Below are 7,712 nucleotides of genomic sequence, written 5' to 3'. Positions count from 1 at the left end.
CCCTTCGACAAGGGGCATTCCCCAGCACAGACACAAACCCCCCCCCCCCCCCCCCCCCCCCCCCCCCCCCCCCCCCGCGGCGGCTTTTCGCTGTGTTGACGAGATGTCAGCCCAGGGAGGTCGCTCGCTCCTCGTCGGCCGGGGTGACCTCGCGCAGCAGGCAGGTCAGCCGCGCGCTGCACACCCGCCGGCCCTCCTCGTCGCTGATCACGATCTCGTACGTCGCCGTGGAGCGCCCCCGGTGCACCGGTGTGGCCACGCCGGTGACCAGGCCCGAGCGGACCCCGCGGTGGTGCGTGCAGTTCAGGTCGACACCCACGGCGATCTTCGAGACGCCGCCGTGCAGCATCGAGCCCACCGAGCCCAGCGTCTCGGCCAGCACCGCCGAGGCGCCGCCGTGCAGCAGCCCGTACGGCTGGGTGTTGCCCTCGACCGGCATGGTCCCGACGACGCGGTCCGCCGAGGCCTCCAGGATCTGCACGCCCATCCGCGTGCCGAGGTGCCCGGCGGAGAACAGGGCGGGCAGGTCGACGCCCAGCGCCGCGTACTCGTCTATGACCTCTTGCGGGAACTTCACGGTGTGCTGCTCGCCCATGGGCCCGGCTCCGTTCGTCTGTCGGTCGCTCTGGCTGAGCAAACGCTCAGTCGGTCGCCGATTGTTCCAGACGGACGACCACGGACTTGCTGGCCGGGGTGTTGCTGGTGTCCGCGGTGGCGTCCAGCGGGACCAGGACGTTGGTCTCCGGGTAGTAAGCGGCGGCACAGCCGCGCGCGGTCGGGTAGTGCACCACCCGGAAGCCGGGCGCCCGCCGCTCCACGCCGTCCTTCCACTCGCTCACCAGGTCCACGTAGGACCCGTCCGTGACGCCGAGCGCGGCGGCGTCCTCGGGGTTGACCAGCACGACCCGGCGTCCGTTCCGGATGCCGCGGTAGCGGTCGTCCAGGCCGTAGATCGTGGTGTTGTACTGGTCGTGCGAGCGCAGGGTCTGCAACAGCAGCCGGCCCTCCGGAAGTTCGGGATACTCCACCGGCGCGGCCGTGAAGTTGGCCTTGCCGGTCGCTGTCGGGAAGCGTCGCTCGTCGCGAGGGGCGTGCGGCAGGACGAAGCCACCGGGGCGGGCCACGCGCGCGTTGAAGTCCTCGAAGCCGGGGATCACGCGCGCGATGCGGTCACGGATCGTCGCGTAGTCCTTCTCGAACTCCTCCCAGGGCACCACGCTGCGGTCGCCGAGCACCCGGCGGGCCAGTCGGCACACGATGGCAGGCTCGGACAGCAGCTGCGGGCTCGCCGGCTCCAGCCGGCCCCGCGAGGCGTGCACCATGCCCATCGAGTCCTCGACGGTCACGAACTGCTCGCCGCCGCCCTGGAGGTCCCGCTCGGTGCGGCCGAGGGTCGGCAGGATCAGAGCCCGCGCGCCCGTGACGACATGGCTGCGGTTCAGCTTCGTCGAGACGTGGACGGTGAGCCGGGCACGCCGCATCGCGGCCTCGGTGACCTCCGTGTCGGGGGAGGCGGAGACGAAGTTGCCGCCCATGGCGAAGAAGACCTTCGCCTCGCCGTCGCGCAGCGCGCGGATGGCCCGCACGACGTCGTAGCCGTGCTCGCGCGGGGGAGCGAAGCCGAACTCCTTCTCCAGGGCGTCCAGGAAGGCGGGCGCGGGGCGCTCGAAGATGCCCATGGTGCGGTCGCCCTGCACGTTGGAGTGACCGCGCACCGGGCAGACGCCCGCGCCCGGGCGGCCGATGTTGCCGCGCAGCAGCAGGAAGTTGACCACCTCGCGGATGGTGGGCACGGAGTGCTTGTGCTGGGTGAGGCCCATGGCCCAGCACACGATGGTGCGCTGGGAGGCGAGAACCATGTCGAGGGCCTGGTGGATCTCCTCCCGGGTCAGGCCGGTCGCGGCGAGCGTCTCGTCCCAGTCGGCCGCCCGGGCGGCCTCGGCGAACTCCTCATAGCCATGGGTGTGCTCGCGGACGAACTCCTCGTCCACGGCGCCCTCGGTCTCGAGGATCAGCTTGTTGAGCAGACGGAAGAGGGCCTGGTCGCCGCCGATGCGGATCTGCAGGAAGAGATCGGTGAGGGCGGCGCCCTTGAGCATGCCCTGCGGGGTCTGCGGGTTCTTGAAGCGCTCCAGGCCCGCCTCGGGCAGCGGGTTGACGCTGACGATCTTCGCGCCGTTGGCTTTGGCCTTCTCCAGGGCGGAGAGCATCCGCGGGTGGTTGGTGCCCGGGTTCTGGCCCGCGACGATGATCAGGTCGGCCTGGTAGAGGTCGTCGAGCAGGACGCTGCCCTTGCCGATGCCGATCGTCTCGTTCAGCGCCGAGCCGGAGGACTCGTGGCACATGTTCGAGCAGTCCGGCAGGTTGTTGGTGCCCAGCTCGCGAGCGAAGAGCTGGTAGAGGAACGCGGCCTCGTTGCTGGTGCGGCCGGAGGTGTAGAAGACGGCCTCGTCCGGAGAGGAGAGGGCGGCGATCTCCTCCGCGACGATGTCGAAGGCGCGCTCCCAGGTGACCGGCTCGTAGTGCTCGGCGCCCTCCGGGAGGTACATCGGGTGCGTGAGGCGGCCCTGCTGGCCCAGCCAGTAGCCGCTGCGGCGGGCGAGGTCGGCGACCGGGTGCGCGGCGAAGAACTCCGGGGTGACCCGGCGCAGCGTCGCCTCCTCCGCCACCGCCTTCGCGCCGTTCTCGCAGAACTCCGCCTTGTGCCGGTGGTCCGGCTCGGGCCAGGCGCAGCCCGGGCAGTCGAAGCCGTCCTTCTGGTTGACGCTGAGCAGGGTCAGCGCGGTGCGCTTGAGGCCCATCTGCTGCTGGGCGACGCGCAGGGTGTGCCCGATGGCCGGCAGCCCGGCCGCCGCGTGCTTCGGCTCGGCGACCTGCGGCGCGTCCTGGACCGGGTCGGCCTTCGGTGGCTTCGTCGCCATCGCGCACTCTCCTTCGCGTACACGTGTGAGGTACGTCTCCGAATCCTCGCACGGACCACGGGCAGCGATCAGCCCTGGGGCCGGGGTCCGCCACCGGGTCGGCGCCTGGGCCGCCGCGCGGGCGCGCGCCCATGCGACCCGGTCCTGGGCGGGCGCGCGCTCATGCGACCTGGTCGTGGGCAAGGCGCGCGCTCATGCGGCGCGGTCTTGGGCGGGCGCGCGCTCATGCGACGCGGTCTTGGGCGGGCGCGCGCTCATGCGACCTGGTCCTGGGCGGGCGCGCGTCCATGCGACCTGGTCCTGGGCGGGCGCGCGTCCATGCGACCTGGTCGTGGGCAAGGCGCGCGCTCATGCGGCGCGGTCTTGGGCGGGCGCGTGCCCACGAGCCCCGGCCCCGGGCAGCACGTGCTCAGGCCGGGGCGGGCATGCCTCTGGGGCCCCAGGCCCGCCGGGGCACACGACGCGGCCCCGGCACGGCGCCGCGGCCGCTTCCCACCGCGCCGCCGCCGCTGCCGTCCCGGCGCGGGACCCGACTGTCAGTGGGGCGTGGCAGGATCGGGGGCGTGGCAGAGACAGCATCGAAGAAGACCGACAACCCCTCCGGCGGGAGCCGTCCCCGGCTGATGCTCATGGACGGGCACTCCCTGGCCTACCGCGCGTTCTTCGCGCTCCCCGCGGAGAACTTCACGACCGCGACGGGCCAGCCGACCAACGCGATCTACGGCTTCGCGTCGATGCTGGCCAACACCCTGCGTGACGAGGAGCCCACCCACTTCGCGGTGGCCTTCGACGTCTCCCGCAAGACCTGGCGCTCGGAGGAGTTCACCGAGTACAAGGCGAACCGCTCCAAGACCCCGGACGAGTTCAAGGGCCAGGTCGAGCTGATCGGCGAGCTGCTCGACGCGATGCACGTCTCCCGCTTCGCGGTCGAGGGGTACGAGGCGGACGACGTGATCGCCACCCTCGCCACCCAGGCCGAGGCCGAGGGCTTCGAGGTGCTGATCGTCACCGGCGACCGCGACTCCTTCCAGCTGGTCAGTGATCACACCACGGTGCTCTACCCGACGAAGGGTGTCTCCGAGCTGACCCGCTTCACCCCGGAGAAGGTCTTCGAGAAGTACGGGTTGACGCCCGCCCAGTACCCCGACTTCGCCGCCCTGCGCGGCGACCCGTCCGACAACCTCCCCGGCATCCCCGGCGTCGGCGAGAAGACCGCCGCGAAGTGGATCAACCAGTTCGGCTCCTTCGCCGAGCTGGTCGAGCGCGTCGACGAGGTCAAGGGCAAGGCCGGGCAGAACCTGCGCGACCACCTGGAGGCCGTCAAGCTCAACCGCCGGCTCACCGAGCTGGAGCGGCAGGTGGAGCTGGAGAAGACGGTCGCCGACCTCCAGCGCGCGCCGTACGACCGCAAGGCGGTCGCGATGGTCCTCGACACCCTGGAGATCCGCAACCCGTCGCTGCGCGAGCGGCTGCTCGCCGTCGACCCGGGTGCCCAGGAGGCCGAGACCACCCCGGTCGTCGCGGACGGCGTGGAGCTGGACGGCACCGTGCTCGGCACCGGCGAGCTGGCCGGCTGGCTCGCCGAGCACGCCACCGGCCCGCTCGGCGTCGCCACCGTCGACACCTGGGCGCTCGGCACCGGCTCGGTGGCCGAGATCGCCCTCGCCACCGCCGCCGGCCCGGCCGCCTGGTTCGACCCGTCCCAGCTCGACGAGGACGACGAGAAGGCGTTCGCCGCCTGGCTGGCCGACGCGGCGCGCCCCAAGGTCTTCCACAACGCCAAGGGCGCGATGCGGGTCTTCGCCGAGCACGGCTGGACCGTCGCCGGGGTCACCATGGACACCGCGCTCGCCGCCTACCTGGTCAAGCCGGGCCGCCGCTCCTTCGACCTGGACGCGCTGTCCCTGGAGTATCTGCACCGCGAGCTGGCCCCCGCCGCCGCGGCCGACGGCCAGCTCGCCTTCGGCACGGACGACGGCGCCGAGGCCGAGGCGCTGATGATCCAGGCCCGCGCGGTCCTCGACTTGGGTGAGGCCTTCGAGGGCCGGCTCCAGGAGGTCGGCGCCGCGGACCTGCTCCGGGACATGGAGCTGCCCACCTCCGCGCTGCTGGCCCGGATGGAGCGGCACGGCATCGCGGCGGACCGGGCGCACCTGGAAGCCATGGAACAGATGTTCGCCAGTGCGGTGCAGCAGGCCGTGAAGGAGGCCCACGCGGCCGCCGGGCACGAGTTCAACCTGGGCTCGCCCAAGCAGCTCCAGGAGGTCCTCTTCGGCGAGCTGGGCCTGCCGAAGACGAAGAAGACCAAGACCGGCTACACGACCGACGCCGACGCCCTGGCCTGGCTCGCCACGCAGACCGACAACGAACTGCCGGTGATCATGCTCCGCCACCGCGAGCAGGCGAAGCTCCGGGTCACGGTCGAGGGCCTGATCAAGACGATCGCGACGGACGGCCGGATCCACACGACGTTCAACCAGACGGTCGCCGCGACGGGCCGCCTCTCCTCGACCGACCCGAACCTCCAGAACATCCCGGTCCGCACCGACGAGGGCCGGGCGATCCGGCGCGGCTTCGTCGTCGGCGAGGGCTTCGAGTCCCTGATGACCGCGGACTACAGCCAGATCGAGCTGCGCGTGATGGCGCACCTCTCCGAGGACGAGGGCCTGATCGAGGCGTTCACCTCGGGCGAGGACCTGCACACCACGGCCGCCTCGCAGGTGTTCGGGGTGGAGCCCGCCGCGGTGGACGCGGAGATGCGCCGCAAGATCAAGGCCATGTCGTACGGCCTGGCGTACGGCCTGTCGGCCTTCGGCCTCTCCCAGCAGCTCAACATCGAGGCGGCCGAGGCCCGCGCCCTGATGGACGCGTACTTCGAGCGCTTCGGCGGCGTACGGGACTACCTGCGCCGCGCGGTCGACGAGGCACGGGCGACGGGCTACACGGCGACCCTCTTCGGCCGCCGCCGCTACCTCCCCGACCTCAACAGCGACAACCGCCAGCGCCGCGAGGCGGCCGAGCGCATGGCCCTCAACGCCCCGATCCAGGGCACGGCGGCCGACATCGTCAAGATCGCCATGCTCAAGGTCGACCAGGCCCTGCGCGAGGCCAACCTCACCTCCCGCATGCTCCTCCAGGTCCACGACGAAATCGTCCTCGAGATCGCCCCGGGCGAGCGCGAGCCCGTGGAGCAGATCGTCCGCCACGAAATGGCCGGCGCGGTCCAGCTCAGGGCCCCCCTGGACGTCTCGGTGGGCGTAGGCCCGGACTGGGAGTCGGCGGCGCACTAGCCTCCGGCGACTGGATCGCGGTGTCGCCGGGCCGGCTTTCCAACCGGCCCGGCGTAACCCACCCAGGGGCGCGGGGAACTGCGCGACCAGCCACAACAGGCCCGCAGCCCCGAAACAACCCCCACCAGGCAGACGAGACGGAACCGGCCAACCCCCGGAGGGCCGCTTCACTCGCGTGGCCCCCGCGAAAACGCACCCCCCACACCGCGCCCGTCAAGATGCCGCCATGGGTATACGCATGCTCCACCACCGCGGAGCGGCCCCGCCGGTCCCGGCCTTCTCGGCCGGCGCCAGCACCGCCCGTGTCCTCGCCGGCCCGACCACGGTCCTGCGCAAGGCCGCCGTGGATCTACGGCGCCGGATCGGCAGACGTACGCCGTCCCCCGCCCGCCTGCGCGCCACCGCCGAGGCCTGGAAGCTGTGGGCCGACCTGGCCCGCGGCTATCTGGCCCTCTTCCTCGCCCTGATGCCACGGCCCCGGCCGACGTACACCGTCACCGTGTTCACCGCGACGGTCCCCGCCCTCAGCGAGCCGCGGAACGGCTCCGGGGCCGCTCCGCGGTGGTGGCGTGCGAACCGCTGGGCAGCGGAGCCGGGCGCCGCATCCTGACACCCGCGGCGTACACGAGGACGCCCAGCACCAGCCCGGCCCCCGCGCCGAAGCACACCGTCGGGATCAGCTCGTAGGGCTTGGCGACGGCTCCCCAGTACTCCCACCACCGCACGGCCCGCCGTACCGCCGCCACGACGGCGCAGCCGCCGATCAGGGTCACGGCCCACCACCGGTCCCGCGACGACAGCACCGGCACCCCCGACGGCTCGCGCGCGGGGGCGCGCCGGAGTGCCCGGACGGCGAACACGGCGATCACGCCCGCGGCCAGCGCGGAGCCGCCGTACTGGAGGTACCAGTACAGCGGTGAACCCGCGATCTCCCGCCCCAGCACCGGGAACAGCCGCATGCCCCAGCGGTCCAGATGGGTGAACGCGTCCCACACCACATGGGTCAGCGCCCCGAGCGCCGCGGAGACGTACCAGCGCAGGACCAGCCCGGCCCGCACGCGCGCGCGTGGCGCCCCGCACCGCAGCAGCGCGGCCACGCGGCGCTGCCGGGCCCGCGGCAGCAGCGCCACCAGCGGTTCCCGGATCAGCAGCCACAGCCCCACCAGCGCCCACGCCACCGCCACATCGACCGTGAACACCCCGGGGAACGAGTGGGTGACGTCACCGAACTCCATCGCCTCGGGCAGGGCGCTCGCCGCGTAGTACGTCATGTCCGGCGCGAACGACCCGGCGACCAGCACGGCCGGCACCAGACGCGCCCGGCCGGTTCCGTCGGTGCGTACGGCGGGGAGGACGGCGGCCGCATGGCTGAGTGTGAACGGCAACGGAGCCCCCCGGTACGAACGTTGACGCCCAGTATGCGTGACCTTGGGAACCAGCCGGGTGACCGGCGCGTGCCAAGTAGGGAAAAACGGGCACCAACGGGTGCCCGCGCGCACGA

5 protein-coding genes are annotated in these 7,712 nt (G+C 72.5%); 2 read left to right on the top strand and 3 right to left on the bottom strand.

Going from position 1 to position 7,712, the window contains the following annotated elements; translation table 11 throughout:
- Positions 1–106: 106 nt before the first annotated feature.
- Together ACZ42A_RS00330 and ACZ42A_RS00325 are read right to left on the bottom strand one after the other, a co-directional pair.
- Positions 107–595: a hotdog fold thioesterase gene (locus ACZ42A_RS00330; protein WP_468524873.1), complete on the bottom strand. Its 489-nt coding sequence runs from the start codon at positions 593–595 to the stop codon at positions 107–109.
- A gap of 46 nt (positions 596–641) precedes the next feature.
- The gene (locus tag ACZ42A_RS00325; protein ID WP_468524872.1) at positions 642–2,921 is read right to left on the bottom strand and encodes an FdhF/YdeP family oxidoreductase; all 2,280 of its coding nucleotides are present in this window, start codon (positions 2,919–2,921) and stop codon (positions 642–644) included.
- Between the two features lie 563 nt (positions 2,922–3,484).
- Between ACZ42A_RS00325 and polA the strand changes: the two genes are divergently transcribed.
- On the top strand, positions 3,485–6,211 hold the full coding sequence (gene polA / locus ACZ42A_RS00320) for a DNA polymerase I (protein WP_468524871.1): 2,727 nt from the start codon (positions 3,485–3,487) through the stop codon (positions 6,209–6,211).
- A 226-nt stretch (positions 6,212–6,437) separates the two neighbouring features.
- Complete coding sequence (locus ACZ42A_RS00315) at positions 6,438–6,821, top strand: hypothetical protein (protein ID WP_468524870.1); 384 nt, start codon at positions 6,438–6,440, stop codon at positions 6,819–6,821.
- On the opposite strand, the gene ACZ42A_RS00310 is transcribed toward ACZ42A_RS00315, so the two are convergent.
- Positions 6,736–7,596 carry a DUF4184 family protein gene (locus ACZ42A_RS00310; protein WP_468524869.1) on the bottom strand — a complete coding sequence of 287 codons (861 nt, stop codon included), beginning with the start codon at positions 7,594–7,596 and terminating at the stop codon, positions 6,736–6,738. The two genes, ACZ42A_RS00315 and ACZ42A_RS00310, sit on opposite strands and share 86 nt — an antisense overlap.
- Between the last annotated feature and the right edge of the window lie 116 nt (positions 7,597–7,712).

The organism is Streptomyces sp. NPDC030838 (assembly GCF_055572035.1).
This window is presented reverse-complemented; position numbering and strand designations above follow the sequence as displayed.

Bases quoted from the DNA above. Each gene is read 5' to 3' on its own strand.
- ACZ42A_RS00330 (WP_468524873.1), bottom strand. From the start codon at position 595: ATGGGCGAGCAGCACACCGTGAAGTTCCCGCAAGAGGTCATAGACGAG.
- ACZ42A_RS00325 (WP_468524872.1), bottom strand. From the start codon at position 2,921: ATGGCGACGAAGCCACCGAAGGCCGACCCGGTCCAGGACGCGCCGCAG.
- ACZ42A_RS00315 (WP_468524870.1), top strand. From the start codon at position 6,438: ATGGGTATACGCATGCTCCACCACCGCGGAGCGGCCCCGCCGGTCCCG.